Origin of the sequence: Qipengyuania rhodophyticola, from assembly GCF_042493225.1 — a bacterium.
Lineage (GTDB): Bacteria > Pseudomonadota > Alphaproteobacteria > Sphingomonadales > Sphingomonadaceae > Erythrobacter.
On record NZ_CP170454.1, the window covers coordinates 1,357,674 to 1,384,186 of the forward strand.

Here is a 26,513-nt window from a genome sequence, read left to right on the forward strand (position 1 = left end):
ATGGAAACAGGCTATTATCTCGACTCTTTCCTAGCGCCGCTGGCGCCCTGGTTGGAGCGCGAAGATGTGACCGACATCTGGATCAACCAGCCCGGCGAAGTGTGGGTCGAACATCTGGGAGGCGGGACCGAGCGTTTTGAGGAGCCAAGTCTAACTGAAGCGCTGCTGGAACGGCTGGCCCGGCAAATCGCTGCGACGGGAGCGCAAGGGGTTAGTCGCGCGCAGCCCTTGCTTGCGGCCAGCCTACCCGATGGCTCGCGTGTGCAGGTGGTCGCGCCGCCTGCAACGAGAAGCGGGCATGCGTTTGCGATCCGACGCCACGTGTCCTCCGATCTCTCGCTGGCTGATTGGGCAGAAGCGGGGGCGCTTGATAGTCTCAGCGAGGGCCAGGCGCTGCATGAAGGCGAGCCGCAATGGCACAGCGTGGCTTCCAGTGAGGCGCAAGAACAGCTGCGGCAAGCAGTGCTGAACCGGCATAACATCTTGATTGCTGGCGGTACCTCAACCGGCAAGACTACCTTCCTCAATGCCTTGCTCGCTGAGATACCAAGCCACGAACGGTTAATTCTGATTGAGGATACTGAAGAGCTGAAGTTGAAGCACCAAAATGCCGTCGGTCTGCTCGCGGCGCGCGGCAATCTCGCCGAAGCTGATGTGAGCGCAGAGGATTTGCTGATCGCCGCTCTGCGCATGCGACCAGACCGGATCATTCTGGGCGAGCTGCGCGGCCATGAGGCTTTCACCTTCCTGCGGGCAGTTAACACTGGGCACCCTGGCTCGATGACCACCATCCATGCAGACACGCCGTCGCGCGCAATCGAGCAGCTCGCTCTGCTTGTCCTTCAGGCCGGCTCAAAGCTCTCTCGCGAGGATGTACGGCATTATGTGCGCGAGAGCATCGACGTGTTTGTTCAGCTTGAACGACGCGACGGAAAACGCCGGGTCGCACAGCTGATGATGCGTGAAGGTTTGGTGTGATGGCTGCGCCATTTCCAACAAGTTCTACGGCGCCCTTTGAAAGCTCGGTCGATTGGATCTCGGACATGCTTTTGGGCAGCGTTGCCATTGGGATTTGCGTTCTTGCGGTGGCTGCAATCGGCCTGATGATGCTTACCGGGCGCTTGCCAGTGCGAAAGGGAATGCGGGTGGTTCTAGGATGCTTTGTTCTACTGGGCGCCCCTGTAATCGCCGCTGCCTTCAGTACGGGTTGGAGCAGTCTGCCTGAGCCCGCACCGGTTGTGATCACGCCCGAGCGAATTGAACGACCTGATCCTCGCGCCGACTTGCCACCCGCACAATACGACCCCTATGCCGGAGCATCGCTCAGGTCGGATTGAGCGATCTGTGGAATGTCCGTTTCCCATCCCATAATCAGCCATTGAGCGGCGCCTCAAACGAACCCGTGAGCGGACGTCTGCGTTCAGAGAAACGAATATTCCGTGCGCGCCATCTGCGTTCTGATAGTCGCGGCAAGTGATGAGGGCGTTGGCGCGCCGAGTCCTTTGCTAGGTTCCTGTTTGTAAAAAATCAGACCTGTCAGCCTTGCTCGGCGCAAAATCATGCGATTAATGGGAGGCTCCTGTTCACAAGGAGCTCGGCATGACCAGCATTCACAGACTGAATTCCAGTCTACCTTCTCAACGCTTTCAATTACTTGAAGGCATCCGAACATCCTCTGGCATGTTCAGCGCGTTCAGCATTGCGGAGCAGCAATTTGTGTACTTAATAGGTCTGGTCTTTTTTCAAGGAGATCAGTCATGACCCAACTTGCCATTATATATCGCGATCCAAAATCGCTCACGCCTGATCTCCGCAATGCCCGCAAACATTCCGAGAAACAGATCGAGAAGATCGCAAAGTCAATTCAATCGTTTGGCTTCAATTCTCCGGTGCTTATCGATCGGCATGGATCGCTTATTGCAGGCCATGGGCGCGTGGAAGCCGCGAAGAAACTGGGTCTGGCAAAGATCCCGACAGTGGCGATTGAGCATTTGAGCGACCATCAAAAACGCGCCTTTATGCTTGCCGACAATCGAATCGCAGAGCTCAGCACTTGGGACGAGGATATCCTGGCGCTTGAACTTGAAGACCTCACGCTCGCCGATGACCCCTTCGAGATTACCGATACCGGCTTTGAGATGGGCAGGATTGATACGCTCATTGAAGATTTGCACCGCCCGGGCGCCGAGGAAAACTGCGACGATGACCTGATAGATCCCGCAAACGTCGAAGCGGTGGCCAGACCGGGTGATCTGTGGTTACTTGGCAGGCACCGATTGTTTGTTGGAAATGCGCTTGAACAGGAAAGCTACCGAGCTCTGCTTGACGGTGAACAAGCTCGCATGGTTTTTTGCGATCCGCCATTCAATGTGCCGATACAGGGCCATGTGTCGGGGCTCGGCAAAGCCCAGCATGGCGAGTTTGTGATGGGCTCTGGGGAGATGTCACAAGCGGAGTTCCAATCTTTCCTTCGCGCTACATGCGAGCGACTGATTGCGAACAGCATGGATGGATCGGTGCACTTTATCTGTATGGACTGGCGCGGGCTACAAACGCTGCTGGCAGCAGGCGAGATCTACACCGAGCTTAAGAACATCTGCTGCTGGGTAAAGTCAGCAGGAGGAATGGGCAGTCTCTATCGCTCTCAGCATGAGCTTGTCGCGGTCTTCAAGTCAGGCAAGGGACGGCATGTCAATAATGTCGAGCTCGGCAAGCATGGCCGCACGCGCACCAATGTGTGGCAATTGCCGGGAATGAACTCATTTCAGAAAGGGCGCGGGCGAGCCTTGGCCATGCATCCTACGGTCAAGCCGGTTGCCTTGGTCGCGGATGCGATCCTCGATTGCTCGAACAGAGGCGATCTTGTGCTCGACGTCTTTGGTGGCTCGGGCACAACGCTTATCGCGGCCGAACGCACGGGCAGACGCGCAGCGCTTATGGAGCTTGATCCCCAATACGCTGATGTGAGCCTCAGGCGCTTTTGCGATGTGACTGGGATTGAGCCCGTCAACGCCGCGACCGGTCAGATCGTTCGCAGGAGAGCGTCGCAAGGAGAGGCAGCGTGAGCGAGGAGTATGATGTTGGCTATGGTAAGCCGCCCAAACAGCACCAGTTCCAGCCGGGCAATCAGGCAGCGCGCAAGAACAAGGGCAGAAAGCGCAAACAAACCGTCAGCATGGAAGAAGCGGTCTCGCGCGCACTGTCCGCCAAACGCACCATCCGCAAGGGCGGCAAAGAGCTTTCTTTGTCGATTGCTGAGATCGTGACCGAACGGCTGATTCAGTTGGCGCTCAGCGGCGATTCTCGCGATCTGGTTAGGTTCATTGATGTAGTGCAGCGCTATGCGCCTGCCGAGCGCAGAGACGAGGTCGATAGTCTCAATATCACCATTCACAAGGCTGAGGGGTCGAGCGTCGAACTACCTTCAGATGATCTGCGGGACAACAAATGACCGAGGCAAGCTTCCCCGAATGGGCGGTCTGGCTTGATGTCCCGCGCAACAAGTGCGGCGAGCCGGTTCGACACCGCGTACTCTATGGCGGACGAGGCGGCGGCAAATCATGGACGATTGCTCAGAAACTTGTGATCCTCGCACGCCAACATCCTTTAAGGATCCTGTGCACGCGCGAGTTTCAGAACTCGATCCGTGATTCCTCCAAGAAGCTGATTGAGCAGTCGATTGAGCGTATGGGACTGGGATCCTTCTTCAAATGCACAGAGCGCGAAATCATCGGCCGGAATGGCTCGCAGATTTCCTTTATGGGTCTCAACGGCAAAGAGGCTTCGATCAAATCGCTCGAAGGTTATGATCTAGCCTGGGTTGAAGAAGCAACCACTCTATCGCAGTCATCGATAAATGCGCTCATTCCCACCATCCGCAAAGAAGGCAGCGAGATCTGGTGGAGTTTCAACCCGCGCTACCCTTCTGATCCGGTCGATGCATTGTTTCGAGGACAGCTACCGCCGCCTGGCTCAATCGTTCTGGAAATCCAGTGGCGCGACAACCCTTGGTTTCCGCAGGTTCTGCGCCGCGATATGGAATACGACCGCATTCGCGACCCTGAAAAGCATGCCAACATCTGGGAGGGCAAATACCTTCAGCGCAGCGAGGCGCAGGTGTTTCACAATTGGCAGATCAGTCCATTCGATGCGCCTGACGATGCTGATTTTCGCTTCGGTGCAGATTGGGGCTTCAGCAAGGATCCTACCGTCTTGGTGCGTTGCTTTACCGGTTCGTGGGTCCCGAGAAGTGATGGAACCATAAGCGCCGCCTATGATCCGGCAGGTAAAGTGCTCTTTATTGATCATGAAGCTTACGCCATAGGATGTCCGATCGATGAGATACCCGCATTGTTCGCAGGCAGCGATGTAAGGCGCCCACCGCGTTGGCATAACCCCAGCTCCTCTCCGGGAATTGAAGGCGCCGCGCGGGCCAAGATCACCGCTGACAGCGCAAGACCTGAGACGATCGACTATCTTGCCAAACGCGGATTTATCATTGAGGGCGCGGCCAAAGGCCCTGGATCGATTGAAGAAGGGATAGAGTTTCTCAAGAGCTACGACATTATCGTCCATCCACGCTGCCAGCACCTTGTTGATGAGCTTATTCACTACAGCTGGGCGATCGATCGCCAAACGGGCGAGATCCGCAATGTGCTGGCCGACAAACACAACCATGTGATCGATGCGCTGCGATATGCGGTAGAAGGTGCGCATCGAGCGCGCAAGAATGGCTTTGAATATGCATCTTCCGGTCCAAGGGTAAGCGCTCATCCATTCCTTGACGCGTACAGCGTTGGAGGAGGAGGTTGGGGAAGCTATGGTGGAAGACGCAGCGGTATCCTGCCTGATCCTTGGAGTGGACCAGATTTCTGAAACGCTTTGACTGGCCAACTAGAGTTGCTTAGCCAACTCGTCTTGTTCTTCTTTGATGATGCGCGTTGTTTGCTCCATTGCCTCCGTGAGGCGCTCACGGGTCATATACTGGATGAGAACGTCAACGCGGCGATGCCCAGTTCCTGAGCATTCAGAGCGGCGCTGATCATACTGGGTGCGTGCGAGACGGTAGAGCGATATAGCAAGTTTGCTGCCATAACCTGGGTGAAGTGGTGGCTCTTCTTGTTCAAATGCAAACGTAAGACTCACTGCCACTGTGTCGTTCGCATAAAGACTCGTGAAGGATTGCTTCTCGCCGCTCACCGCAGAGTCTCGATACGCTTCCAGCACGTCGATGCGGCGCATCGGGTCCTCATAGATGCTCTCAGGATACTTTTGCTTGAGACCCTGAGTAAGTCTGGCGGCGATGCTCTCGGCTTGCTCGCCGCATTGGTTTTGGGAACCGAGAACGACCTCCTCGAGCTGAGAATCTCTGAATTTTAGCGCAAGTCGAAACGGTAAATCGCCAATCGCAATCGCGTCCCTTATATGCGTTACGCGTACCCGATCGGACTTTTCTGGTTTGCGCTGATTGATAACCTTAGTGCGTTTGATGCCCTCAATCATGCTGGCTGTGTCGGCCGCTTCCACTGGTTCCATCCCAGCTTCCAATCCGCGCCAGAGTTCGATGGGTTGCGGATCAGCGTGTGTTTGCTGAGCGGCCTGATCATTTGGAGCGCCGGAGAGCATAGAGGTAACGAGGATGATGAGCGGAGTGGTTGCAGTATCTAACATACTATAGTTGATAAACAACATTGCAGGGGCGCGCCAATGGTTTCTGCATGGATATGCGTAAACTGGTTGGCGATAATTGTGCCCGCATCCGCAAGCAGCGCGGCCTTACGCAGGAACAGCTCGCAGAGAAATCAGGCTTTTCTCAGCAGTATGTTAGCGACCTAGAGCGCGGCAAACGCAATCCAACAATCGTTACAATCTATGAGATCGCGCAGGCGCTTGATGTGAGCCATCTCGATCTTGTGACGCCCTGATCGCTTCGGTTTCACGTCAGTACCATTTCCCGAAGCATCAAGACGGTCTTCCCGTTTGAGCCCCGGCCAATTCCCGTTTCAATCAAACGGGAAATGTTTCAACGAATGGCTGTTTATTGCGGATTCGTGAATGGTAGAAGCTCCAAATTGTGAGATATTTAGGAGATTTCCCGATATCTTCCCTTTAAGACGGGAATTCGATAGTGAGACTGGTTAGCCGCAGGCTGCGTCCCGCACCATTTTTCTAAAGGCACGTGATGGCGCGTTTCCCATCGCGCAGCAGTCTGCGCTGAGTCAGTCCGAACGCGTATCCGCATTCGACAAGTGCTGCATTTGCCCCCACCGTTTGGCGCTAGTGAGTTAGCTTCTATGAGCTTTATTTCACTTCCCAGTTCATAGAAATGTTGACAGGCTGAGTCACATGAGTCAAATTTGTCCGGACAACTTTTGAGGTAGATACATGGCTTCCGATCTTCCCCCGCCGTATACTGCATTGACGCGTCATCCGATGATGCCGCAAAGCAGCCATGACGAAGCGGCGCGGTTCAACTTCTTGACGCATTTCAATCGCTATCTGTCCGGCGCAGTCGGGGCAGGCAATAAACTTGCTTATGACAAGCGCGTTTTGCCTGCGTTTCGCGCCGAATATGGCCGCGACCCGGAACATCGCTATGAAATTCGCGACGCGATGAATGAGGACCCTTGGCATCGCATGTGGTCAGCGTTGAAGCGCAATTCGATGGAAATGCGTCAGCACACGGGCCGCCAGGTGGTGTTGCGGCAGCTCGATGAGCTTGATGCGATGGCCCGCCAGTTTAACGAGCAGTCCGATCTGTTGGAGCTCGATCCAGCAGTGGAACAGCCGCACTATCAAACACAAGTTGATATTCATTGCCAGCCAGGCGGCTATCACAGCGAGGAGCGCGCGGATGATGTGACTGTGGGAGCGAACTATGATGTGGGTTTGTTCGCCACGACGGGCGGTGCGCTCGGCGGTCTGAACGATGGCGGCGGACAGGCGGTGGTCGAGTGGGCCAAGGCGGAGCGCCCTGATTGGCGCCCCAAGCGGATTCTCGATATTGGCTGCACAGTCGGTCATAACGCAGTGCCGATCGCGCTCGCCTATCCCGATGCTGAAGTTATTGCGATTGATACAGCCGGTGCATCGCTGCGCTATGGCGCTGCTCGTGCTGCCGCGATGGGTGTCAAGAATATCAAGTTTGTCCAAGCCTCAGGCGAGGATCTGTCGCGCTGGGATGATGGCTCTTTCGATTGGGTCCAGACCACCATGTTCCTGCACGAGCTGTCGTCAAAGGCGATGCCTCGCATTCTCGCTGAGGCGAACCGGGTAATGGCTCCTGGCGGCCTCATTTTGCATATTGAGCAGCCGCAATACTCCGATGAAATGCCTTTGTTTGAGCAGTTTATGCGCGATTGGGACGCGTTCAATAATAACGAGCCGTTTTGGACCGCGATGCACGGACAAGATCTAAAGCAAGTGATGGCCGATGCGGGTTTTCCGCGCGATAGCCAGTTCGTTGCCGGGGTTCGCGCAGTGGTTGACCCGGAAATCTTCCCGCCATCGCCTGATGATGGAGAGGAGGATTTTGGCCGCGCAGCAATCTGGAACGCTTATGGCGCGTGGAAGCCTGCCCAAGAGCATACGAAGCAGGCGGCCGCAGCATGAGCGCGGAGAACGGGAATGATCTCGATTGGGTTGCCCTGTCTGGCCGCAGGGCCAAGGGTAAGCGCCCGGAGTATTTCGAAGATCCGGCCCTAGACCGGCTGTATTCAACGGTGTTTGCATTGGCCGCCGAAGTTTCGGCCTTGCGCGAACGGCAGGACACGGTGGAGCGGTTGCTTGATCAAAAGGGTTCGCTGAGCCGCGCAGACATCGAGGCATACGAGCCAGACCGAGCGGCGGGCGAAGAGCGCGGACTAGCGACACGCGCTTATGTCGCGCGGATCATGCGCGGCTTCCAGCAGGAAGTCGAGGCAATGGAAGCGAGCGATCCGCCGATCATGGATATCGCCAACAAACTGGCCCGCGAATAGACGGCGAAATAGGGAATAACTTGGGCGTGGGCGAGGGATCCCTGCGTTTGGGGAGGGATCATGGAATTTATTTTGGCAAACGAGCTCAGCATTTTGCGCTGGGTTCATATCTTGGCGATGGTTTACTGGCTGGGCGGCGAATGGGGCGTTTTCCAGACCAGCTATCACGTGACTAATCCTGCGCTTTCTCTGGATGAGCGTAAGCGGCATATGGAAACCGCATATCGCATCGACATTCTGGCGCGCACCGGCATCGTTCTGCTGCTGCCATTGGGTCTCCATATGGGCAAGATTTACGGCTTTGTGCCGCTGCTTGATGGTATGGGCATTTGGTGGATGTGGCTGTTCTTTGCGATCTGGCTGGGCATGACGTGGACTGCGTTTCTGAAGCGCGAGACTGACATCGGGATCAAAGTAACACGGACTGAGGAGCTGCTTCGCTACCCGCTGGTTTTGGCGCTTTTCGTCACATCTTTCATGGCGTTTGGAGGCTTGGGGCCGATTGAAGCGGGCGAGGGCAGCCATTGGTATCCTGCCAAGATGGCGCTTTACGCCTTTGCCCTATGCATTGGCCTGTTTCTGCGCCTTGTGATGCGGCGATGGACAGAGCGCTTTCGGATCCTCGCCATGGGGCCTGATGCTGAGCAAGAGGCAGCTTTGGCCCGCGAAATCGGGCAAGCTCGCTTTGCCGCTTACATTTATTGGATCACTATCGCGAGCGTGTGTTTCCTAGGTGCGGTGAAACCGTTTTAGGTGACGTGACGACTAAAGGAGCAGGAAATGGATCGTAGAACAATGCTTGGCGCCGGGGTGGGCATGGCCGCCGCGACCGCTCTGGATTGGACGGCATTTGCGGCCCCTGCTGCGGCCGCAACCGGCAAGCCTGGTGATCCTGTTCAAATGCGATCTGATGGTACGTACGCCACTGTCCCATTGAAGAAAGATGTGATCTCGCTGGCCGTCGCCCAAACACGCGTAGTGCCGGTTGAACTCAGCAATATCCGGCAGACGCGCCGCGCCAATGTCCAACATATGTGCGATGTGATTGATACCGCGAACGGGTTTTCCGGATCGAAGGATCTGATCTGCTTTCATGAGTTTCCCATCACGGGATATCGGCACGTCTGGAATCTGGATGATGCGCGCAAAATCGCGATTGAGATTCCCGGTGAAGAGACTGAAATTCTAGCTGCCAAAGCACGCGAGTATGGCAGCTACATCGTGTTTGGCTCCTATGTTCGCGATCCGGACTGGCCCGAGCGCCTGCTCTCGATCACGACAATGATCAACGACAAGGGGGAGATCATCGCCAAGGATTGGAAGGCGCGCAATTTGAAGGGCTTCTTCCCCGGCGGCCGCGAGCTATTCACAACCACAATTTATGACGTGCTCGATGAATATGTGGAGCGCTATGGCTGGGACGCAGTACTGCCGATCGTGCGCACGCCGCTTGGCAATTTCATAACCAGCTCCTCGCAGCGGGAGCCAGAGCTATTTCGCGCTTACGCAATGAAGGGCGCCGAAGTCATGTTACGCACCGCAACGGGCAATTATGGCGAGCTCGATGTGCGCGCAACCTCAATGTACAACGGCGTTTACTCTACCATTGCGAACAATTCGGCTTCACCTGAGAACAAGTACTATCTAGCTGACTCGAACCCAGGATATGCGGGCATCATCGGCCCGGATGGCGAGTTTATCAAACAGGCAGAGACCGATTCTGAAACGCTCGTCTATGGCCGTATTCCGATCGGCAGTTTTCGCGCTCGCCATCGCCAGCCGATAGTGCACAGCGAGTTGGTGATGCCGATCTTTGAGCAATATCGCAGCCCCTATGGACCGAATTTGTTGGCTGATTATCAACCCACCGATACTGAAGACGCAGGCCGGTATTTGCGCGAGAAAACGCGTTGGTAGAAATAGGGTCCGAAGTAGGGTAAAAAATTGAGGAACATGCTATGCCAGCCTATATGATCGTCACGGCCAAGATCGCAGACAGAGACAGCTTCATCGCTGGCTATGGAGCCGCCGCCGCCGAGTTGATCCCTAAGTTTGGCGGTGAATATCTGCTTCGCGGCCCCGGGGCGGAATGCCTTGAGGGTGAGTTTGGCGAGGGTGCATCGATGGTTATTTCAAAATGGCCTGATCGTGATGCGGCAAAGGCGTTCTGGAACAGCACGGAATATGCAGAGGCAAAGAAGCTGCGCCAAGGCATCGCTGAGGTGCAAGTGCTATTGATCGACGGGCCTGACCTTAGCGCATGAGCTCGCAGCGGCCTGATCCGGGTCTATATGCGGGCGATCTGTTTGGCGAATTTTATCAAGCTGAGCAGAAGACCCCGGCGAAACGGCCCACTTTAGGTGCCATATTGCCGGGCCTGACGACGTGTCTTGTCGCAGCGTTTGCAGCGATGTGGCTCGCTGAACATTACGGCTTTCCTGCGATCCTGCTTGGTTTGCTAATCGGGCTTTCACTGCATTTTCTCTCCGATCACCCTGCTCTGGGCGAGGGGCTGGATTTTGCGGCGAGGCATTTCCTGCGTTTCGGAATTGTGCTGCTTGGTCTGCAAGTCACTCTGTCTCAGATTAGCGCGATCGGCTGGTTGCCATTTGCCGGCTTGTTAGCGATAATGGTGGCATCTTTCGCCGCGGGGCTCGCAGGGTCCGCGGTATCAGGTCAGGGGCGCTATTCTGGGCTGCTGGCGGGCGGGGCAACGGCGATTTGCGGCGCTTCAGCAGCGCTTGCTCTTTACGCAATTATCGGGCGGGACAGGCTCGATCAGGCGCGCTTCACAATCACGCTCATGGGGGTTGCTTTGGCGAGCGCGCTCGCCCTTTCCATTTATCCCTTGATCGCAAGTGCATTGGGGCTCAGCGCTGAGCAAGCGGGCTACTTGGTGGGCGCTTCAATCCATGATGCGGCGCAGGCCATTGGCGGTGGTTACGCCATCTCCGATGCGGCTGGCGAGCAAGCGACTATCATCAAGCTCGCCCGCGTGGCTTTGCTTGCCCCTGTCGTCGCATTGGTGGCTTTGTGGGTTGGCGAGATTGGCGGTCAGCCTTCGCAAAAGCCTATGTGGCGGCGATTGTCCGTGCCGTGGTTCATCCTTGCATTCTTGGCTTTGGTTCTTGTGAACAGCGTTATGGCGTTTCCGCCAGCGCTGGCCGAGAACGGCCTAGCAGCCTCGAAATTCCTGCTGTTGCTCGCTGTCACCGCGACGGCAATGCGGTCTAAGCTCTCGTTATTGCTGGAGGCTGGTTGGCGTCCGCTAGTGCCCGTTCTGGCAGCGACCATCGCTTCCTTTGTGGCTGCTTTGTTAGTGACCGTTACGCTCATCTAAGCGCTTCTGATCAGGCTGGTCGCGGCAGCGCGGTTGTGTGCTTTATCCGCTCCATAGAAAAACTGGCGCTGACATCGGACAGGCCAGGCACCTTGCTAATAAGCCGCTGATAAATCCGGTCATAGTCGCCAATATCGCGAACCTGGATTACCAGCATGTAGTCGATATCGCCCGCCATTCGGTGGCATTCGACGATCTCTTCGATCTCTGAGACACCTTGCGAGAATGCATCCAGCCATTCATGATCATGGCGGTTGGTTCGGATGGCGACGAAGACGGTGGTTCCGAGCCCGATTTTGTCCGGATTGAGCAGGGCCACCCGCTGCTCGATAATGCCGGCATCCTCCATCCGTTTGATCCGCCGCCAGCATGGATTGGTTGACAGGCCAACCGCTTCGCCAATCGCGTGCACTGGCTGGGATGCGTCGCGTTGTAGAATCGCGAGGATCGCCCAATCAATCGAATCAAGTTCTATTTTTGCTTCTATCATTGGGACGATATATCACTGAATGCGTAAAAATGCGGGATATTTGGGAAAATTTTGACATGACATTGGTGTATAGTTCTCGAAAACCCAAAAGATTCGATGGAGTTATCCCAATTATGAAGCGTATTTTCACCGAGCATCCGGAATCGGTCGGCGAAACCTATTGGGAGCATTTCCTCCATGCCGGCGGCTTTGGCATCCGTATGATCGCGGGAGGCTTCGCCTGCATTCTGCATGGGCTATTGCCGTTCCTGTTCGTGAAGACGGGCAGCAAGCAGATCGAAACATTGCACGGAAAGATGGTCGTCGGTCGCAGCAAACTGCCGCAGCCGCTCGATTTTGTGATCTAAAATGTGAGCTGGCGCCCGCGCTAGTTCAAAAGTTGGTTGATCTCGACCGCAACCCCGTTGGGATCGAAAACATTGCAACCGCGCACATTGATATCAGGCCGTCCGTCGCGCCCGGGGTAGACTTGTAGGCGGGTTGGCCCTGTCATCGTCACACCCTCAATTTTGGTCGCCGCCTCGCAGGCTTTCTCCGCATCATCGGTATTTACGACGAGGAATGCCGTGCCCGGGCCTAGCCGCGTATCATACGGCTCATCCACATCTTCCATTACGGGATCGAAGGGGTGAAGCAGGCCAATCCAGCCGACATAGGGATCATTGCCATTCAGCAGCACCAGGCGCGCCTTGGTGCCCGGCTCACCTACGGGCAGGTTGACACCGGACAGCTCGACTACCGTGTCGTAATTGACCTCAAGGCCTAGCACATCGCGGTAAAAAGCAAGGCTCCCCTCCATATCGCGTACGACGATAGACGCGCGGCGGACATCGGTGGGCAGACGCTCGCTTACATCGACGCCTTCCATCGCCCGGTTGGCGGCTTGCGGCGAACCATCGGCGGCCATTTCTTCCTCCGCTGGAGCAGTGCCGCTGCATCCTGCGAGCATGGCGAGCGCAATGGCTGTGCCAAATATTCTCATGCCGTTTCCCCTACTGCACCCGCCGCGATTAGCGCGTCCGCCTTGCTTGCGTCATAGCCTAGCGCGGATAATACCTTTCGAGCATCTTTGCCTGGCGTTGGTAATTCCTGCGGCGATCCGATCCGCTTGCCGTGCATCTCCAGCGGGATGGTGGGCAGGCGCACTTCGGTGCCGTTATCTAGGGTGACGTCTTCTAGCCCCCCTTGATTGAGGTGCGGATCGTCAAACATGTCTTCTGGTTTGCCAATCGGCGCGAACGGCAGGCCTGATCCGTCAAGCTTGCGGATCACTTCGGCTGCGGTCATTCCGCCGACAAGCTCGCGGATTTGCGGCATGATGTCATCGCGTGCCTGAACGCGTGCATTGTTCTCGCGCAGCGCTTCGTTGGCCCACAGATCATCCAGCTCGAACAGCTTGCAAAATTTCTCCCACAATGCGTCGGTCACCACGCCAATGAACACCGGCTCATCCTTGGTCTGAAATACGTCATAAATCGCCCAAGCTGATACGCGCGCGGGCATGGGCGCGGCGGGTGCGCCAGTGACGGCATATTGCGCCATGTGCTGGCCCACCAGGTAGATCGTGGTTTCAAACAGGCTGGCAGTGACTTTCTGCCCCTTGCCAGTGCGATGGCGCTCTTCAAGAGCGGCGAGGATGCCGATCACGCCGAACATGCCTCCCGTCACGTCGATCACGCTGGCGCCCGCACGGGTTGGCTTGCCCGGTTCACCGGTCATGTAAGCGAGGCCGCCCATCATTTGCGCGACTTCATCGAGCGCTGTACGGTTTTCGTATGGGCCTGGAAGGAAGCCTTTCTCGCTACAATAGATCAGGCGCGAATTGCTTGCTGAACATTCCTCATAGCCGAGGCCAAGCCGATCGAGCGCGCCAGGGCGGAAATTCTCAACCAGCACGTCAGCCTTGGCGATCAGGTCTTTCGCCACGCCGATGCCTTCTTGGCTTTTCAGGTCGAGGCAGATGGATTGCTTGCCGCGATTATACATCGGGAAGTAACCAGAGCCGGAGCCTATCAGTCGGCGCGTGCGGTCCCCGCCGATTGGCTCAACCCGCACGATCTCCGCACCAAGCCCAGCAAGAATGTGGCCGACCGTCGGGCCCATCACCATGTGCGTGAACTCGACGACCGTGATACCAGCAAGTGGCTGCGGTGCGGCCTGTGTTTCAGCGTCGCTCATGCGGCAGTTCTTTCGTTGTAATCGAGCATTGGCCCGGCATCTGGCGTGAACCCGTAAAGGGGTTCCCCGGGAAGCGCTTCTTCGACGATGCTGCGAACCTTGAGCAGCGCCTCCAGATCGATCCCGGTCTTGCAGCCCATCGAGTTCAGCATCAGCACGAGATCTTCAGTTACCAGATTGCCTGATGCGCCCGGCGCGAACGGGCATCCGCCCAATCCGCCGAGTGACGAGTCAAATGTGGTAATCCCTTCCTCCAGTCCCGCGACCACATTGGCGAGGCCGAGCCCGCGTGTGTTGTGCAGGTGGAGCGTTGTCAGCATGTCTTCCCCCACAGCGGCTTTGACCTTGCGGGTGAGGCGGCGGACTTGTGCTGGGTCGGCATAGCCCGTGGTGTCCGACAGGCTGAACTCCATTGCGCCTGCTTCGGCGGCCTGTTCGGCAAGGCGCACGACTTGGTCCTCAGCGACAGCACCTTCCATTGTGCAGCCAAACGCGGTCGATAGGCCGACAGCAAATTGGATGCTATGCTCCTGGGCGATGACTGCCGCGGCGGCGATCTCGGCCAGCATAGCTGGGTGGTCCTTGCGCACATTCTTGATTGAATGAGTCTCGCTCATTGAGAAGGGAATGCTCATCCCGTCCACGCCCGCATCGGCGGCAAATTGCGCGCCTTTGGCATTGGGCACCAATGTGACCACGGTTAGGCCGTCGATACCCTTGGCGAATTTCACCAATTCAGCCGTGTCGGCCATTTGCGGGAGCAGTTTTGGCGGGACGAAACTGCCAACTTCGATCTCTTTCACGCCCGCGGCCGCTTCGGCGGCAATCCAGCGCTTCTTGGACTCAAGCGGCATCACCCGATCGATCGATTGCAGCCCGTCGCGCGGGCCTACTTCAGAAATGAGAATTTCGGTCATGAAGTGTGCTCCAAATATACCCAGGGCCGTGCGGTTTGATCGGATGCAGTCCAATCCTTGATCGCGCCCTCTTGGGTGAGCGTGAGGTCAATAGCGTCCAGTCCCTCGGCCAGCATCTGCTTGGCCTCGGTATCGATTTCGAATCTGTGAGTGTCGCCGCTGCAGGTCAATGTTTGCGCGGCAAGGTCGATCTCGATGTCGCAGCCCGCCATGCTTTCAGCAGCGGCGCGATCTAGCGCAATCGGTAGGATGAAATTGCGAATGCAATTGCCGTAGAAGATTGGCGCGAAACTCTCCGCGATGATCGCTTGAATGCCATATTCCGCAAGCGCCCATACGGCATGCTCGCGGCTGGAACCGCAGCCGAAATTGGCCCCGCTAAGCAAGATTTTGGTCTCGCGATATTTTGCTTGGTTGAGTACGAAATCTGGGTCCTCAATGCGCGCGTCTGCATCGGAATAGCGCCACGGTGCAAATAATCCGTCCGCTAGACCATCGCGCCCGGTGCTGCGCATTTCGCGGCTGGGGATGATCGCATCAGTGTCGACATTGTCGCGCAGTTCACCTGCGTCGAGCGGCGCGGCGATGCCGATCAGGGGCTGCGGGAAAGCGCTCATGTTACCGCCTCATTTTCCCGCATCAACGCGCGGGGGTCAGCGATTGCGCCAGCGACTGCGCTGGCCGCGACGGTTTCAGGCGAGGCAATATGGGTCTTGATGCCCGGGCCTTGGCGACCTTCGAAATTGCGGTTGGTGCTGCTGATTGTGCGCGCGCCCTCGGGAAAGCCTTCACCGCCAGCATAGAAGCACAGCGAGCAGCCGCTCATGCGCCATTCAAATCCGGCGGCTGTGAACACTTTGTCGAGCCCCTCGGCTTCGGCCTGCCGTTTTACAGAGAGCGAGCCGGGCACAACCATCGCCTTTTGGATTGACGGCGCGATTCTCCGTCCTTTCAGCAGTTTCGCCGCGCGGCGCAGATCGGAAATCCGGCTGTTTGTGCAACTGCCGATGAAAGCCACGTCGATGGGCGTTCCGGCAAGCTGAGCGCCCGCGTCAAGGCCGGTGTATTCATGGGCACGGGCCGGGCCTTGCGGTATCACAGCATCCACTGGAATTGTATGCTCTGGGCTGGTGCCCCAGCTGACCATCGGCGCAATTTCGCTGGTATCAATCACAATCTCCTGGTCGAAACTCGCGCCCTCGTCGCTGGTGAGGCTGGCCCAGTATGGATCGTCGAAAGTGGCTGGCGCATAAGTCCGTCCGGCGAGATATTCGTAAGTCTTGGTATCGGGCGCGATCAGGCCGGTCATAGCGCTAAACTCGGTCGCCATATTGCACAGGGTCATCCGCGCTTCCATGTCCATCGCAGACACGGCGTCGCCCGAAAACTCGACGACATGACCAGCGCCGCCGCCTGCACCTTGGTCTGCGATCAGCGTAAGGATCATGTCTTTCGCGGTGACCCCCGGTGCAAGCACGCCATCGAAGCGGACACGCATTGTCTTGGGCTTTTCGAGCCGCAAAGTGCCGGTCACCATCGCGTGCTCAGCCTCAGAGCTGCCAATGCCCCATGCCAGCGCCCCAAATGCCCCTTGCGTGCAGGTGTGGCTGTCCGGCGCCACAAGGGTAACGCCAGGTAGCACAATGCCTTGCTCTGGGCTGATCACGTGGACGATCCCTTGGTTGCGGTCATTCACATCGAACAGGGTGATCCCGGCCTCTTTACAGGCTGCACGGGTCTCCGTGATGAAGCTTTCGCCGCCTTGCATGAGCGTCGAATCTCCGCGCCCCGGCCGAGTGTCGACAATGTGATCCATCACCGCAAAGACGCGCCCCGGATCGCGGACAGGGCGGCCCATTTCGGCCATGCGTTTCAGCGCTGCTGCTCCGGTGCGCTCATGCAGAAAGACGCGATCAATCGCGATCAGGGTCGCGCCGCCAGCGGTGAGCCCAACGGCATGCGTGTCCCAGATCTTTTCGAATAGCGTCTTCGGCATATTGGCTTTGTACAGGCTTTCGCGTCAGGCGGCGGCCTTCATTTCCTCGTCAATGCTGCGCCAGTCCTTCGTCACAAAGGTCTCTTGGATCGCAGTGCGCGTTTCCAGCATTCCGTTGCGGATCCAGTGCCATGTGCGGCAGCGGTTCTGACCATCATCGGAAATCTGAATCTGCTCATAGAGATAGAGCGATGGGTCGCCAGTACGCTGCCAATAAAGCATCATAGTGCGGTTATACTCGTCCAAAGGTACTTCGGCTGCCCAGCCTTGGATCAGCTCATTGTCCCACCAGATGCGGCCATCGCGGTAGGTCGCGGGGAACTCGCGAATCTCGGTGCGGCCATCATCCCAGCGATAATGGTTTGTCTGGTGATAGGGGATCTCATCTTCGCCTGTCATCCGGCAGAGCAGCCGGCTGGCGTGCTCGTCAATCTTGTTATTCTGGGCATCGAAATAGCTGTATGTGCCATCCCAAACGCCCTCGTGGCGAGCGAGCAAGGGCATGTTGGCAGAAAATTCGGCAAAGGTCGTCATTCGGGGGCTCCATGGATTTGGGAAAGGGTCTCATGCCAGCGGTGCGCAGCGTCACCGGCGCGAATTCGGGCGAGAGCGCGGGCATGGAGCGCATGCGGCTCCAACCCGGCAGGATCGAGCGGCGTGGCATGGGCGGCGTTCGCTTCATACCATGGATCAAAGAATTGCTCGGCGCGCGACGTAGCCCATGCACGCTGTAGGTGCACGCCAAAGCGGTCGGGCGTCATATCGGGATAGAGCTGGTCCGGATCACCTTGGGGCGCTTTAGGCCAGATGATTTCGCTTGCACCCAGCGCTTCAGCGGCGGCAAGGATGGCGGCGCGAATATCGGCGAAGTCGGAGGACTGCCCATGGCCAGGCACATCAATGGCGAGTTCGCCGGGCCGCGGCTCGACCATTTCGCGCGCTGGGCCATGCAGCGCTAACCTTCCACCGCGCTTGCCCTTCCAATGGATCAGTCCGTCACCCACTTGTAGCCAGCCTTCATTGGTGTCTTCGGCCAGCTGAGGGGAGGGCGTGTCGCCAGCCTGCTTCTGCAGGAAGGTGAGACTCGCCGACTGATGATCGGCGGGTGTCGCGACTCTCTCGGCTTTCCAACCCGCTGGCATATCTCCCAATCGGTCAATGTGCGCTTGCAGCGGATCACCGCCATAAGCGGTGATTAGGCATGGCGGAACATCGCTATCTGCAGGCGGAATATCACGCGGCGCACGTAAGACCGCGCCGTAGCCTGCTCGATAGGCATTGCCGGCATCCAGCATTTCAGAAACCGCCTGATCGACTCGCGAAATATCGGCATGTGCAACGGAAAGGCGGGCCTCTTCGCGCGTGTCAAACCATGGGAAAACCCAACTTTGTTCAAGCATGCGGTTCCACAGCCAGGTCAGATGTTCCCCGTAGGCACTGGGGTTGAACGGCGGCAAATAGCTTGTCCCAAACAAGTCCATTTCCGCCTGTGTCCAAATCGCATAGCCGCCAATCGCGAGGCACTTGAACCGCTTTGGGTGACGTTTGAGCGCAGTGACCAGAATGATCCCGCCCGAGTGGAAGCCATAGGCGGCGCATTGCTGCACACCCAGCGCATCGAGAAACTCGGTCAGCGCATCGGCGAAGTCGTTGATTTCCGGTTCACCGCTAAGTGGATCAGATTGACCAAATCCTGGCGTGTCGGGCGCGATGCATGTGAAGTGATCGCTCCATGACTGCATTAGCAATTCGTATTCGGCACTTGAGCGTGGGCTCTGGTGAATCATCAGCAAGAGAGGTCCATTCCCACAGCGGCGGTAATGCACGCGGCGGGCAGGATTTGGACCGTCTGCAGGCAGGGTCAATATATGGCGTGTAATCTGGGTCAATAATTTGTCCGGACAAATTTTGCTCGACAAGCCTCTAGGCCTGTTTAATACCGTCTGTCAAAGAGGAATCGAAAGGCTTTTGTATGACCGAACTGATCGGCACAAAAATGATTGAAGAGGGCAAGACGGCCCGCGAGCTATTCGATCAGGTGATGGCTAACCCGGCTCGCAAGAAATTCGGCTTTGGTGAGAAGCTGGCCATCGTGAATGTCGATGTGCAGCAGGCCTATACACGCACTGACATGTTCAAAACCGCATATGAAACCGATCCGCGCCAGATCGAATATATCAATATGATCAGCCGCTTGGCCCGCGAAAAGGGCATGCCAGTCATCTGGAGCCGCGTTGCGTACAAAGATGATGCAGCGGATGCGGGCGTGTGGGGCACGCGCACTGACACCGAAGATAGTCTGCAGAATATCAAATATGGCAGCGAGCGGCACGCCTACGATCCGCGCTGCGAAGTGGATGCGAACGATCTGCAATTCACCAAGCGCATGCCCAGCAGCTTTTTTGAAAGCCCGCTGGCAAGCTATTTGACATTTCACAAGGTCGACACGGTTGTGGTGACAGGCGGTTCGACCAGCGGATGCGTGCGCGCAACCGCGGTGGATTCGCTCAGCTACGGCTATCGCACGATCGTGCCCATTGAGACTTGCGCGGATAAACATGAAAGTTATCACTTCGCCAATCTCACCGACCTTCAGCTCAAATATGCCGATGTTGAGCCAGTGCAGGCCGTGATCGACTGGCTGGAGGCGCGTTGAGCCATGATGGAAGGCGCGGCTGACCCGGGGCTCTACGACTATCACCCTTACAATGACCGGAAAAAAATCGTTTGGCCTGAGGGGAAGACTTGTGCGGTGTGGGTCGCGCCAAACCTTGAATATTACGAAATTGATCCGCCTGCGAACCCCAATCGCAAGCCGTGGGCCAAACCGCATCCCGATGTGGTTGGCTATTCTTACCGCGATCATTCCAACCGGGTGAGCCATTGGCGCATGGCCGATGCTATGGATCGCCATGGGTTTCCGGGCAGCGTCAGCCTGTCGGTCGCTCTGTGTCAGCATCATCCCGAGGTCGTCCAAGATGGAGTCGCGCGCGGTTGGGAGTTCTTCAGCCACGGGATTTACAACACGCGCTATTCCTATGGGATGAGCGAGGCACAAGAACGCGCGATCATCGAGGACTCGATCAAGACAGTGCAGGATGCGACCGGACAGCGCATTCGCGGCTGGCTGGCGCCGGCGTTAACGCACACGCTGCGAACGCTCGATCTGATTGCCGAGTACGGGCTCGATTACACCTGCGACCTTTATCATGATGATCAAGTCCAGCAGGTGAAAACGGCGACCGGCGATCTTGCCTCGATCCCCTACAGCCTGGAGGTGAACGATCATTACGGCTTCAATGTCTATGGTATGGCGGGCCGCGAATATGCCGATAGCCTGATCAAACAGTTTGAGCGGCTTGCCGATGAAGGCGAAAAGTCAGGCACGGTGATGTGCATTCCTTTGCATGCGTATTTGATCGGACAGCCCCACAGAATCGGACCGTTTGAAGAGGCCCTGCGCCATATCGCCTCCGATCCGCGCTGCTGGAAAGCGCGTGCGGGCGACATCGTAGATAGTTGGAGGGCGCAGCAATGAGCCTCGATCAAAGCTACACCGTCTACCCAAAACGGCGTGAAGGGTACGACCATGATCTCTATGAGTGGTCGAACATTCACGCCCGCGCGCCAGTGCGTTGGCCGGATGGTAAATCGGTCGCGGTATGGCTTTGCGTCAGCCTTGAATTCTTCCCAATCACACCCGAGGACGAGCCGTTTCGCGCGCCAGGCCATATGGTCACGCCTTACCCGGATTATCGCCACTATACTGTGCGCGATTATGGCAATCGGGTCGCGGTGTTCCGAATGCTCGATGCTTTTGCGAAGGCCGGTGTCACGGCGAGCTTCGCGGTCAATGCTACGGTTGCCGAACGCTATCCTGAATTGATTGAGGCTGTGCAGGCAGGCGGGCACGAAATCATTGCTCATTCGACCGATATGAACGGCACGATCGCCTCCACTATGAGCGAGACGGACGAGCGAATGCTTGTCACTGATGCTCTTACTCGGCTGGAAGCGGCTACTGGAGAGAAACCTAAGGGCTGGCTGTCCATTGCGCGTTCGCAAAGCTGGCGCACCGTTGATCTGCTGAAAGAGCACGGGCTTTGTTATTGCTGTGACTGGGTAAATGACGAGCTGCCCTGGCGCTTCGGCAATGGCCTCGTAAACCTTCCTCTAAGTGTCGATCTGTCGGATCGTCAGATTATCGCGACGCAGCAACATTCAGCAGAAGCATGGGCCCAGATGATGCGCGATGCGTTTGACTGGCTTGCGGATGAGGCGGCTGCGCAAAGCTCTGCGCGCGTTCTGCCGATGCAGCTAACGCCGTATATTATGGGTCAGCCGTTCCGGATTGCAGCGCTTGAGGAGCTGCTCACTGACCTGGCGAACCGCGAGCAGAGCTGGTTTGCGGGCGGTGCTGAGATCGTCTCATCTTGGGAGAAACAGCAGTGAAAGCGCGCAATCCAAGAACAGGCGAGGAAGACTATGAGTTTGCCGAGAGTTCGCGTGAGGATATCGCCGCAGAGGCCGCTCGTTTGCGCGCAGCACAACCCGCTTGGGAAGCGCTAGGGCCTGATGGTCGCGCCGCCGTGCTCAGCAAGTTTGCGGACGCAGTTGAAGCCGCTGCTCCCCAAATTGCCGCAGCGCTGACAATCGACACTGGGCGCAGCGCGGTCGCGTTGATTGAAGTGGATGGGCTTGCGCGAAACCTGCGCAAATGGGCTGCGCGCGGGCCGGAGCTGTTTGCTGGGCTGGATTGCCATCCGCAGCCTTCCTTGACGCCGGGGGTTGAGATCGTCGCTGAATACACCGCCTACCCGCTGTTCGGCGCGATTGCCCCTTGGAACTTCCCGGTGATCCTCAGCCATATCGACGCGGTGCCGGCTTTGATGGCGGGCAGTGCGGCTCTGGTGAAACCATCCGAAGTTACGCCGCGCTTTGCCGAGCCGATGCGCGAAGTGCTCGCGCAAGTACCCGAATTGCCGCTTTCCTATGCTATGGGCGGGCCAGAAGTGGGCCAAGCGCTGATCGAAGAGGTCGACTATATCTGCTTTACCGGATCGACCGGCACGGGGCGCAAAGTCGCAGAGGCCGCCGCGCGCCAGCTGATCCCCGCCAACCTAGAGCTGGGCGGCAAAGACCCGATGATTATCACTGCTAGTGCTGACCCCGAATGGGCCGCCGGCGTGGCGCTGCGCAGCTCCATCGTCGCGACCGGACAGGCTTGTCAGTCGATTGAGCGCGTATATGTCGCGCGCGAAATTGCCGAGCCGTTTTTGGCTGCTCTGGCCGAAGCGGCGAGGGCAGTCGAGATCACTTACCCTGACCCTAGTTCTGGGCATCTTGGCCCCTTCATCTTTCCCGCGCAGGCCGGAAAAGTGCAGGCTCAGATTGACGATGCGACCGCAAAAGGCGCGCGCGTGCTGGCGGGCGGGACGGTTGAGACATTAGGCGGCGGCAAATATCTGCGCCCGACTGTGTTGGCTGACGTTGCGCCTGAGATGACGGTGATGCGCGAGGAGACATTCGGTCCTGTCATTCCGGTTACCGTTTTTGACGATTTGGACGTAGCTATCTCGCAGGCAAACGACACCGAATATGGCCTCTCGGCTGCGGTGCTTGCTGGCTCAATAGAAGAAGCGGCCGAGGTGGGTTCTCGGCTGGAAGCAGGCGCAATCAGCCTGCAAGACGGCGCTCTCACCAGCATGGTCGGCGATGCGACCAATCATTCGCGTAAAGCCTCTGGCCTTGGCCCCAGCCGAATGGGCGATGAGGGCATGATGCGTTTCCTGCGCCGCCGGGCACTGATCCGGCAAACCGGCGATGCTATGACCATCGCAGCTTATGCAGAGGGACAAAGCTGATGGGAAATCGTGCAGACCTAAGGGCTGTCATGCCCGCCATGCTTGACCACGACGGTTGGTGGGAAGGTTCGTACCGCGACTTCGATCTCGACGGAAAGCTACTCGATGAACGCCACGTAAAGACGCATTGCGAGTTTCCCGATACGGGCGAGTGGCACTATCTCCAGCACAATTGGATCAGTTGGGCCGATGGGCGCGAGGCTCTGTTTGAATTTGGCGGAAAGATCGAAGGCGAGCGGATGATCTGGAAGACGGATCGGTTCTCTGGATACGGCTGGCAAACGCATGAACACACCATCATGTTGAAACTTGATCGGCTTGATGTGCCGGGTGCTTGCTATGTCGAAATGATCAATCTGGTGCCGGGCGCAGATACCCGCGCGCGCACCTGGCAATGGATGAAGGACGATGCGCCGTGGAAGCGGACATTGTGCGATGAAAAGAGGATTACGGCCCTATGATCTCCGCGACTTTGGCTCTGTTGCTGCAAGGTACGCCTGCGGGTGCTGCACCGCCACCGCCTTCCTCAACCTGCGATGCGCCGGTTTATATGGTGGTGGAAGGGCTTACGCTAGATCGCGACCGGATGATCGCCTACGCGCGCGCAATTGCGGCGAGTGAAATCTATGAGAAGCTGGGCGGGTATTACGTCACGATCCCGCGCCCAGTGGCCGTGTTTGAAGGCGAGGCCCCGCCAAATTACGTCAATCTGACCGTCCGCTTCCCATGCCTCGAAAATGCAAAGGCGTTCTGGAACAGCGAAGTCTACCAGAACGAGATCTTGCCGCTGCGCCAAAACCCGAGCGCGGGCGACTATACCGTGACCGTCTATGCTGAGGCGCCTTTGCGCAGCGATATGGTCGGCAAGGTTGGCGACAATCGCTTCACCCATGATTTTGACAATTCCGGCGTACCGCAGGCCTCAGGAGCAGACCAATGAAGGCTTGGGAAATTGGCGAGCAAACTGGGATAGACCGCCTGCGCCAGGTGGAGCGGGATGATCCAATTGCCGGACCGGGCGAGATCGTGGTCAAAGTGACGGCGGCTGGCCTCAATTACCGCGATCTGATGATGGTGCGCGGGCATTATGGCAGTGACCATCCAGAAAATCGCATTCCGCTCACTGATGGTGTGGGCGTGATCGAGGCGATGGGTGAGGGAGTGGAAGGCCTAGCCATCGGTAACCGGGTTGTCGCGCAGAATTTCCTCCCATGGCTGGATGATGGCGGCTTTGGCTTCCACGTGTTTGGTCAGGATGTAGGTATTTCAGCTGATGGCTGGCTCGCGGAGAAGATCAAACTGCCCGCTGCGGCGGCGATCAAATTGCCCAACAGCGTGAGTGATGAGACAGCGGCGACGCTGGCCGTGGTCGCCTGCACCGTCTGGCACGCAATGGTGGCATTTGGCGGGGCAGGTCCGGGGAAGCTGGTGCTCGCACAAGGCACGGGCGGGGTTTCAATCTTCGCGCTGCAGCTGGCTAAGGCGATGGGCGCTGAGTTCGCGATTACGTCCTCGAGTGAGGAGAAGCTCGCCAAAGCGCGCGAAATGGGCGCGGACTACACCATCAATTATCGCGAGACAGACGACTGGGCGGCGGCTTTGCTGGAAGCGACCGGCGGGCGCGGGGCGGATGTGGTGGTCGACACAATCGGCTTTGGCGAAATGGCGCAGACGATGGCTGCGACTGCGGTCGAAGGGCGCATCGGCACAGTGGGCGCTCTATCTGGCACACCGCAGGACGCAGCGACCTTCAACCAGGGCGCGATGCTAGGCAAGAATATCACGCTCAAAGGCATTACGTCTGGTCATCGCGGTATGTTCGAAGCGGCGCTTAAGTTGGTGGCCGAGCACAATATCGAAATGCTGATCGACCGCAGTTTTGCCTTTGATGAGGCGAAAGCAGCCTATGAACACCTCGAAAGCGGCGCACATATGGGCAAGGTGATGATCCGGGTTAGCTAGTCGCGTTCCAGCTCGACTAACTCGTAGCGGTTCATCATATATCCGTCGATTGAGCCATAGACGAGCACGCTGTCATCATCAGCGGTCACCCACATATCGAAGTCCGGGTGCTTGGTCCCGCCCATGCCTTCATCGCTATCATCGACATAGCGATAGCGGCGGCATTGGAATGCGCCCGCCTCCACGGTCTTTTGCTCTTCGCCGACATATTCCATCACCATTTCGAGATTGGCGATTTGCGGTGGGGTGGCCCCGCGGTGATCAGGTGAGGGGAGGAAGAAGCGTAGTTTCCGTTTGTGCGGGCCTTTGCTCACATCCATCAACCTTGTGGTGAAACCATCACCTGCGATTGGATGCGTACCGAACGCATCGAACTTACCCGCCTCTTTGGTCTCTGAATTGCGCCCGATTGTTGGGCCAAAGCTCTCGCAAGTGATCTGGTTCGCGGCGGCGTCGTAAGCCATCCAGCCTGAGCCAAGGAACTCATCGCCCAAGGTCAGATGGACCAGCAGGTTCTGCGGCATACGGTCTGGGCCAATGTGGCAAGTGATATTGCGCAGCACGGTTGGGTCAGGCTCCTCGATCTCGCATTGCGCGGACATGATCACTGAGCCGTCGGCATGATGCGAGAAGTTGAACCACTCACGCCCGCGTTCCTGCCCCTCCATGCCGGGCTTGGCGGAGAGATAGCGGATTTTTCCGCGAACATTACGATGGTACATCAGATAATCCCTGCCTTATCGAGCCGCTTAATCACGGCTTCTTGCGCGCGCTTGAAATAGTCACGGTCTGGAATGCTTGGGTTGCCGTCTTCCATCATTCCATTGCCGCGGTGGAACGCCTCCGCGCTCGCCGCATAGGCATCAGCGAACAGGCCGGGGCGCTGGCGAGCGAGCGAGTTGATCATCGCAGGGGTGCGGCGCGCGGCGCGCAGCGAGCCTAGGTCCACGGTGCCAAAGGCCGTGAAGGTCTCGCCGTCGCTCGATTGCGACATCAGTTTGCCGCGATAATCGACCATCCGGCTGTTGCCGTCGGCGCTGGCGAGCGGAAGGCCGGTGCCCGCGATCCCGGCGGTGTTAGCCGAGACGACATAGGCCATGTTCTCAAAGGCCCGCGCCTGTTTGGCGACATCCTTGGGTGTGGCGAGCGGCGATCCGATTTCGGACGATGAATGGGCGAACACTTCTGCGCCGCGCATCGCCAGCACGCGCGCAATTTCGGGATAGAGAATCTCCTCGCTTGCAATGGCGGCGATCCGGCCAATTTCTGTGTCGGCAACTGGGAACACCGCATCGATCCCATAATGGTTGAGATAGGCGTCCCACACATCGTGAGGGCTGGGCGCAAACATCGATAGAAGCCTGCGATAACGCAGCACGGTGTCGCCGTTGGGCGCGACGAGAAAGCTCGTCTGGAAATAGAAGTCGGGGAAGGCTGCATCGCGTTCATAGGCATTGCCCGCGATGAACATGCCAAGCCGTTGAGCGACGCCGCCCAGCGCCTCATACTCTGGGCCGTCCGCATCCCAACATGCCTTAGCCGCAAAGTCGGAAATCGAGATGCGGCCCGGATAGGAGGTGAAGAGGTATTCGGGCAGCACCGCGAGCTTCACCGGCGTTCCGGCATATTGCGCAATGAAGATTGAGGACGCGCGGATTTGCGTCTCGATCTCGCCAATATGTTTGAGCATGGCCGTGCGCGCAGCGTCATTGTCCAGCGACTCAACCGCGCGCGCAGTCAATTGCATGGCGACGGCGGCGTATGGGCTAGGTGTGGTCATAGAATTC

Annotated in this window: 31 protein-coding genes; 20 read left to right on the forward strand and 11 right to left on the reverse strand. The window is 57.6% G+C overall.

The features are described 5' to 3' along the window. From virB11 to ACFCXQ_RS06460, 5 genes are all read left to right on the forward strand, one after another. Positions 1-978 (forward strand): P-type DNA transfer ATPase VirB11, encoded by a 978-nt coding sequence (gene virB11 / locus ACFCXQ_RS06440; protein WP_379554178.1) that lies wholly within the window; start codon positions 1-3, stop codon positions 976-978. Continuing rightward, entirely contained in the window at positions 978-1,337 is a 360-nt protein-coding gene (locus tag ACFCXQ_RS06445) for a TrbC/VirB2 family protein (protein WP_379554180.1), read from the forward strand. Before virB11 ends, ACFCXQ_RS06445 begins: the two co-directional genes overlap by 1 nt. Before the next feature lie 420 nt (positions 1,338-1,757). Then, positions 1,758-3,065, forward strand: a complete 1,308-nt coding sequence (locus ACFCXQ_RS06450; protein ID WP_379554182.1) for a site-specific DNA-methyltransferase — start codon at positions 1,758-1,760, stop codon at positions 3,063-3,065. Next, positions 3,062-3,451, forward strand: a complete 390-nt coding sequence (locus ACFCXQ_RS06455) for a DUF5681 domain-containing protein (protein WP_379554184.1) — start codon at positions 3,062-3,064, stop codon at positions 3,449-3,451. Before ACFCXQ_RS06450 ends, ACFCXQ_RS06455 begins: the two co-directional genes overlap by 4 nt. Further along, a complete protein-coding gene (locus ACFCXQ_RS06460; protein ID WP_379554186.1) occupies positions 3,448-4,875 on the forward strand; it encodes a PBSX family phage terminase large subunit in 1,428 nt (475 codons plus the stop codon). Before ACFCXQ_RS06455 ends, ACFCXQ_RS06460 begins: the two co-directional genes overlap by 4 nt. An 18-nt stretch (positions 4,876-4,893) precedes the next feature. Here the strand turns inward: ACFCXQ_RS06460 and ACFCXQ_RS06465 are convergent, their stop codons facing one another. Next, entirely contained in the window at positions 4,894-5,670 is a 777-nt protein-coding gene (locus ACFCXQ_RS06465) for a hypothetical protein (RefSeq protein WP_379554188.1), read from the reverse strand. A 47-nt stretch (positions 5,671-5,717) separates the two neighbouring features. Here ACFCXQ_RS06465 and ACFCXQ_RS06470 point away from each other — a divergent pair, with 47 nt between their 5' ends. From ACFCXQ_RS06470 to ACFCXQ_RS06500, 7 genes are all read left to right on the forward strand, one after another. After that, on the forward strand, positions 5,718-5,924 hold the full coding sequence (locus ACFCXQ_RS06470; protein ID WP_379554190.1) for a helix-turn-helix domain-containing protein: 207 nt from the start codon (positions 5,718-5,720) through the stop codon (positions 5,922-5,924). A gap of 460 nt (positions 5,925-6,384) precedes the next feature. Continuing rightward, positions 6,385-7,611 carry a class I SAM-dependent methyltransferase gene (locus tag ACFCXQ_RS06475; protein ID WP_379554192.1) on the forward strand — a complete coding sequence of 409 codons (1,227 nt, stop codon included), beginning with the start codon at positions 6,385-6,387 and terminating at the stop codon, positions 7,609-7,611. Further along, on the forward strand, positions 7,608-7,979 hold the full coding sequence (locus ACFCXQ_RS06480) for a hypothetical protein (RefSeq protein WP_379554194.1): 372 nt from the start codon (positions 7,608-7,610) through the stop codon (positions 7,977-7,979). The genes ACFCXQ_RS06475 and ACFCXQ_RS06480 overlap by 4 nt, the downstream gene beginning before the upstream one ends. Before the next feature lie 60 nt (positions 7,980-8,039). Then, the gene (locus ACFCXQ_RS06485) at positions 8,040-8,732 is read left to right on the forward strand and encodes a hypothetical protein (protein WP_379554196.1); all 693 of its coding nucleotides are present in this window, start codon (positions 8,040-8,042) and stop codon (positions 8,730-8,732) included. Positions 8,733-8,759: 27 nt separating this feature from the next. Beyond that, positions 8,760-9,896: a nitrilase-related carbon-nitrogen hydrolase gene (locus tag ACFCXQ_RS06490; protein WP_379554198.1), complete on the forward strand. Its 1,137-nt coding sequence runs from the start codon at positions 8,760-8,762 to the stop codon at positions 9,894-9,896. A 41-nt stretch (positions 9,897-9,937) separates the two neighbouring features. Next, positions 9,938-10,243, forward strand: coding sequence for a DUF1330 domain-containing protein (locus ACFCXQ_RS06495; protein ID WP_379554200.1), 306 nt, complete (start codon positions 9,938-9,940; stop codon positions 10,241-10,243). Further along, positions 10,240-11,319 (forward strand): YeiH family protein, encoded by a 1,080-nt coding sequence (locus ACFCXQ_RS06500; protein WP_379554202.1) that lies wholly within the window; start codon positions 10,240-10,242, stop codon positions 11,317-11,319. The genes ACFCXQ_RS06495 and ACFCXQ_RS06500 overlap by 4 nt, the downstream gene beginning before the upstream one ends. Positions 11,320-11,329: 10 nt before the next feature. Here the strand turns inward: ACFCXQ_RS06500 and ACFCXQ_RS06505 are convergent, their stop codons facing one another. Then, the gene (locus ACFCXQ_RS06505) at positions 11,330-11,809 is read right to left on the reverse strand and encodes an Lrp/AsnC family transcriptional regulator (protein WP_379554204.1); all 480 of its coding nucleotides are present in this window, start codon (positions 11,807-11,809) and stop codon (positions 11,330-11,332) included. Between the two features lie 113 nt (positions 11,810-11,922). Between ACFCXQ_RS06505 and ACFCXQ_RS06510 the strand changes: the two genes are divergently transcribed. Further along, positions 11,923-12,156 carry a DUF6356 family protein gene (locus tag ACFCXQ_RS06510; RefSeq protein WP_379554206.1) on the forward strand — a complete coding sequence of 78 codons (234 nt, stop codon included), beginning with the start codon at positions 11,923-11,925 and terminating at the stop codon, positions 12,154-12,156. A 20-nt stretch (positions 12,157-12,176) separates the two neighbouring features. Here the strand turns inward: ACFCXQ_RS06510 and ACFCXQ_RS06515 are convergent, their stop codons facing one another. The 7 genes from ACFCXQ_RS06515 to ACFCXQ_RS06545 are packed head-to-tail and all read right to left on the reverse strand — an operon-like array spanning position 12,177 to position 18,726. Then, positions 12,177-12,791 (reverse strand): VOC family protein, encoded by a 615-nt coding sequence (locus ACFCXQ_RS06515; protein WP_379554208.1) that lies wholly within the window; start codon positions 12,789-12,791, stop codon positions 12,177-12,179. Next, complete coding sequence (locus ACFCXQ_RS06520) at positions 12,788-13,987, reverse strand: CaiB/BaiF CoA transferase family protein (protein ID WP_379554210.1); 1,200 nt, start codon at positions 13,985-13,987, stop codon at positions 12,788-12,790. Before ACFCXQ_RS06520 ends, ACFCXQ_RS06515 begins: the two co-directional genes overlap by 4 nt. Beyond that, positions 13,984-14,904: a hydroxymethylglutaryl-CoA lyase gene (locus tag ACFCXQ_RS06525; RefSeq protein WP_379554212.1), complete on the reverse strand. Its 921-nt coding sequence runs from the start codon at positions 14,902-14,904 to the stop codon at positions 13,984-13,986. The genes ACFCXQ_RS06520 and ACFCXQ_RS06525 overlap by 4 nt, the downstream gene beginning before the upstream one ends. Beyond that, a complete protein-coding gene (gene leuD, locus ACFCXQ_RS06530) occupies positions 14,901-15,521 on the reverse strand; it encodes a 3-isopropylmalate dehydratase small subunit (RefSeq protein WP_379554214.1) in 621 nt (206 codons plus the stop codon). Before leuD ends, ACFCXQ_RS06525 begins: the two co-directional genes overlap by 4 nt. After that, positions 15,518-16,900 carry a 3-isopropylmalate dehydratase large subunit gene (locus ACFCXQ_RS06535; RefSeq protein ID WP_379554216.1) on the reverse strand — a complete coding sequence of 461 codons (1,383 nt, stop codon included), beginning with the start codon at positions 16,898-16,900 and terminating at the stop codon, positions 15,518-15,520. The genes leuD and ACFCXQ_RS06535 overlap by 4 nt, the downstream gene beginning before the upstream one ends. Before the next feature lie 24 nt (positions 16,901-16,924). Then, on the reverse strand, positions 16,925-17,434 hold the full coding sequence (locus tag ACFCXQ_RS06540) for a DUF3598 domain-containing protein (RefSeq protein ID WP_379554218.1): 510 nt from the start codon (positions 17,432-17,434) through the stop codon (positions 16,925-16,927). Next, entirely contained in the window at positions 17,431-18,726 is a 1,296-nt protein-coding gene (locus ACFCXQ_RS06545; protein WP_379554575.1) for an alpha/beta fold hydrolase, read from the reverse strand. Before ACFCXQ_RS06545 ends, ACFCXQ_RS06540 begins: the two co-directional genes overlap by 4 nt. A gap of 146 nt (positions 18,727-18,872) precedes the next feature. On the opposite strand from ACFCXQ_RS06545, the gene ACFCXQ_RS06550 reads away from it, so the two are divergent. From ACFCXQ_RS06550 to ACFCXQ_RS06580, 7 genes are read left to right on the forward strand one after another with little or no spacing between them, the layout of a single operon-like run. Beyond that, the gene (locus tag ACFCXQ_RS06550) at positions 18,873-19,556 is read left to right on the forward strand and encodes an isochorismatase family protein (RefSeq protein WP_379554220.1); all 684 of its coding nucleotides are present in this window, start codon (positions 18,873-18,875) and stop codon (positions 19,554-19,556) included. Between the two features lie 3 nt (positions 19,557-19,559). After that, positions 19,560-20,438 (forward strand): polysaccharide deacetylase family protein, encoded by an 879-nt coding sequence (locus ACFCXQ_RS06555; protein WP_379554222.1) that lies wholly within the window; start codon positions 19,560-19,562, stop codon positions 20,436-20,438. Next, the gene (locus ACFCXQ_RS06560; protein ID WP_379554224.1) at positions 20,435-21,352 is read left to right on the forward strand and encodes a polysaccharide deacetylase family protein; all 918 of its coding nucleotides are present in this window, start codon (positions 20,435-20,437) and stop codon (positions 21,350-21,352) included. Before ACFCXQ_RS06555 ends, ACFCXQ_RS06560 begins: the two co-directional genes overlap by 4 nt. Continuing rightward, positions 21,349-22,764, forward strand: a complete 1,416-nt coding sequence (locus tag ACFCXQ_RS06565) for an aldehyde dehydrogenase family protein (RefSeq protein WP_379554226.1) — start codon at positions 21,349-21,351, stop codon at positions 22,762-22,764. The genes ACFCXQ_RS06560 and ACFCXQ_RS06565 overlap by 4 nt, the downstream gene beginning before the upstream one ends. Then, entirely contained in the window at positions 22,764-23,225 is a 462-nt protein-coding gene (locus ACFCXQ_RS06570; protein ID WP_379554228.1) for a hypothetical protein, read from the forward strand. Before ACFCXQ_RS06565 ends, ACFCXQ_RS06570 begins: the two co-directional genes overlap by 1 nt. Then, positions 23,222-23,704, forward strand: coding sequence for a DUF1330 domain-containing protein (locus ACFCXQ_RS06575; RefSeq protein WP_379554230.1), 483 nt, complete (start codon positions 23,222-23,224; stop codon positions 23,702-23,704). Before ACFCXQ_RS06570 ends, ACFCXQ_RS06575 begins: the two co-directional genes overlap by 4 nt. Further along, a complete protein-coding gene (locus ACFCXQ_RS06580) occupies positions 23,701-24,726 on the forward strand; it encodes a zinc-dependent alcohol dehydrogenase family protein (RefSeq protein WP_379554232.1) in 1,026 nt (341 codons plus the stop codon). The genes ACFCXQ_RS06575 and ACFCXQ_RS06580 overlap by 4 nt, the downstream gene beginning before the upstream one ends. Here the strand turns inward: ACFCXQ_RS06580 and ACFCXQ_RS06585 are convergent. Together ACFCXQ_RS06585 and ACFCXQ_RS06590 are read right to left on the reverse strand one after the other, a co-directional pair. Further along, positions 24,723-25,448, reverse strand: coding sequence for a hypothetical protein (locus ACFCXQ_RS06585; protein ID WP_379554234.1), 726 nt, complete (start codon positions 25,446-25,448; stop codon positions 24,723-24,725). The two genes, ACFCXQ_RS06580 and ACFCXQ_RS06585, sit on opposite strands and share 4 nt — an antisense overlap. After that, positions 25,448-26,506 (reverse strand): nitrilase-related carbon-nitrogen hydrolase, encoded by a 1,059-nt coding sequence (locus tag ACFCXQ_RS06590; protein WP_379554236.1) that lies wholly within the window; start codon positions 26,504-26,506, stop codon positions 25,448-25,450. Before ACFCXQ_RS06590 ends, ACFCXQ_RS06585 begins: the two co-directional genes overlap by 1 nt. Positions 26,507-26,513: the final 7 nt, after the last annotated feature.

Coding starts and splice junctions, on each gene's coding strand:
- ACFCXQ_RS06525 (WP_379554212.1), bottom strand. CDS start 14,904: ATGACCGAAATTCTCATTTCTGAAGTAGGCCCGCGCGACGGGCTGCAA.
- ACFCXQ_RS06575 (WP_379554230.1), top strand. CDS start 23,222: ATGATCTCCGCGACTTTGGCTCTGTTGCTGCAAGGTACGCCTGCGGGT.
- ACFCXQ_RS06550 (WP_379554220.1), top strand. CDS start 18,873: ATGACCGAACTGATCGGCACAAAAATGATTGAAGAGGGCAAGACGGCC.
- ACFCXQ_RS06470 (WP_379554190.1), top strand. CDS start 5,718: ATGGATATGCGTAAACTGGTTGGCGATAATTGTGCCCGCATCCGCAAG.
- ACFCXQ_RS06555 (WP_379554222.1), top strand. CDS start 19,560: ATGATGGAAGGCGCGGCTGACCCGGGGCTCTACGACTATCACCCTTAC.
- ACFCXQ_RS06495 (WP_379554200.1), top strand. CDS start 9,938: ATGCCAGCCTATATGATCGTCACGGCCAAGATCGCAGACAGAGACAGC.
- ACFCXQ_RS06485 (WP_379554196.1), top strand. CDS start 8,040: ATGGAATTTATTTTGGCAAACGAGCTCAGCATTTTGCGCTGGGTTCAT.
- ACFCXQ_RS06505 (WP_379554204.1), bottom strand. CDS start 11,809: ATGATAGAAGCAAAAATAGAACTTGATTCGATTGATTGGGCGATCCTC.
- ACFCXQ_RS06500 (WP_379554202.1), top strand. CDS start 10,240: ATGAGCTCGCAGCGGCCTGATCCGGGTCTATATGCGGGCGATCTGTTT.
- ACFCXQ_RS06445 (WP_379554180.1), top strand. CDS start 978: ATGGCTGCGCCATTTCCAACAAGTTCTACGGCGCCCTTTGAAAGCTCG.
- ACFCXQ_RS06560 (WP_379554224.1), top strand. CDS start 20,435: ATGAGCCTCGATCAAAGCTACACCGTCTACCCAAAACGGCGTGAAGGG.
- ACFCXQ_RS06480 (WP_379554194.1), top strand. CDS start 7,608: ATGAGCGCGGAGAACGGGAATGATCTCGATTGGGTTGCCCTGTCTGGC.
- ACFCXQ_RS06520 (WP_379554210.1), bottom strand. CDS start 13,987: ATGAGCGACGCTGAAACACAGGCCGCACCGCAGCCACTTGCTGGTATC.
- ACFCXQ_RS06490 (WP_379554198.1), top strand. CDS start 8,760: ATGGATCGTAGAACAATGCTTGGCGCCGGGGTGGGCATGGCCGCCGCG.
- ACFCXQ_RS06460 (WP_379554186.1), top strand. CDS start 3,448: ATGACCGAGGCAAGCTTCCCCGAATGGGCGGTCTGGCTTGATGTCCCG.
- ACFCXQ_RS06580 (WP_379554232.1), top strand. CDS start 23,701: ATGAAGGCTTGGGAAATTGGCGAGCAAACTGGGATAGACCGCCTGCGC.
- virB11 (WP_379554178.1), top strand. CDS start 1: ATGGAAACAGGCTATTATCTCGACTCTTTCCTAGCGCCGCTGGCGCCC.
- ACFCXQ_RS06585 (WP_379554234.1), bottom strand. CDS start 25,448: ATGTACCATCGTAATGTTCGCGGAAAAATCCGCTATCTCTCCGCCAAG.
- ACFCXQ_RS06515 (WP_379554208.1), bottom strand. CDS start 12,791: ATGAGAATATTTGGCACAGCCATTGCGCTCGCCATGCTCGCAGGATGC.
- ACFCXQ_RS06540 (WP_379554218.1), bottom strand. CDS start 17,434: ATGACGACCTTTGCCGAATTTTCTGCCAACATGCCCTTGCTCGCTCGC.
- ACFCXQ_RS06510 (WP_379554206.1), top strand. CDS start 11,923: ATGAAGCGTATTTTCACCGAGCATCCGGAATCGGTCGGCGAAACCTAT.
- ACFCXQ_RS06475 (WP_379554192.1), top strand. CDS start 6,385: ATGGCTTCCGATCTTCCCCCGCCGTATACTGCATTGACGCGTCATCCG.
- ACFCXQ_RS06535 (WP_379554216.1), bottom strand. CDS start 16,900: ATGCCGAAGACGCTATTCGAAAAGATCTGGGACACGCATGCCGTTGGG.
- leuD (WP_379554214.1), bottom strand. CDS start 15,521: ATGAGCGCTTTCCCGCAGCCCCTGATCGGCATCGCCGCGCCGCTCGAC.
- ACFCXQ_RS06570 (WP_379554228.1), top strand. CDS start 22,764: ATGGGAAATCGTGCAGACCTAAGGGCTGTCATGCCCGCCATGCTTGAC.
- ACFCXQ_RS06465 (WP_379554188.1), bottom strand. CDS start 5,670: ATGTTAGATACTGCAACCACTCCGCTCATCATCCTCGTTACCTCTATG.
- ACFCXQ_RS06450 (WP_379554182.1), top strand. CDS start 1,758: ATGACCCAACTTGCCATTATATATCGCGATCCAAAATCGCTCACGCCT.
- ACFCXQ_RS06590 (WP_379554236.1), bottom strand. CDS start 26,506: ATGACCACACCTAGCCCATACGCCGCCGTCGCCATGCAATTGACTGCG.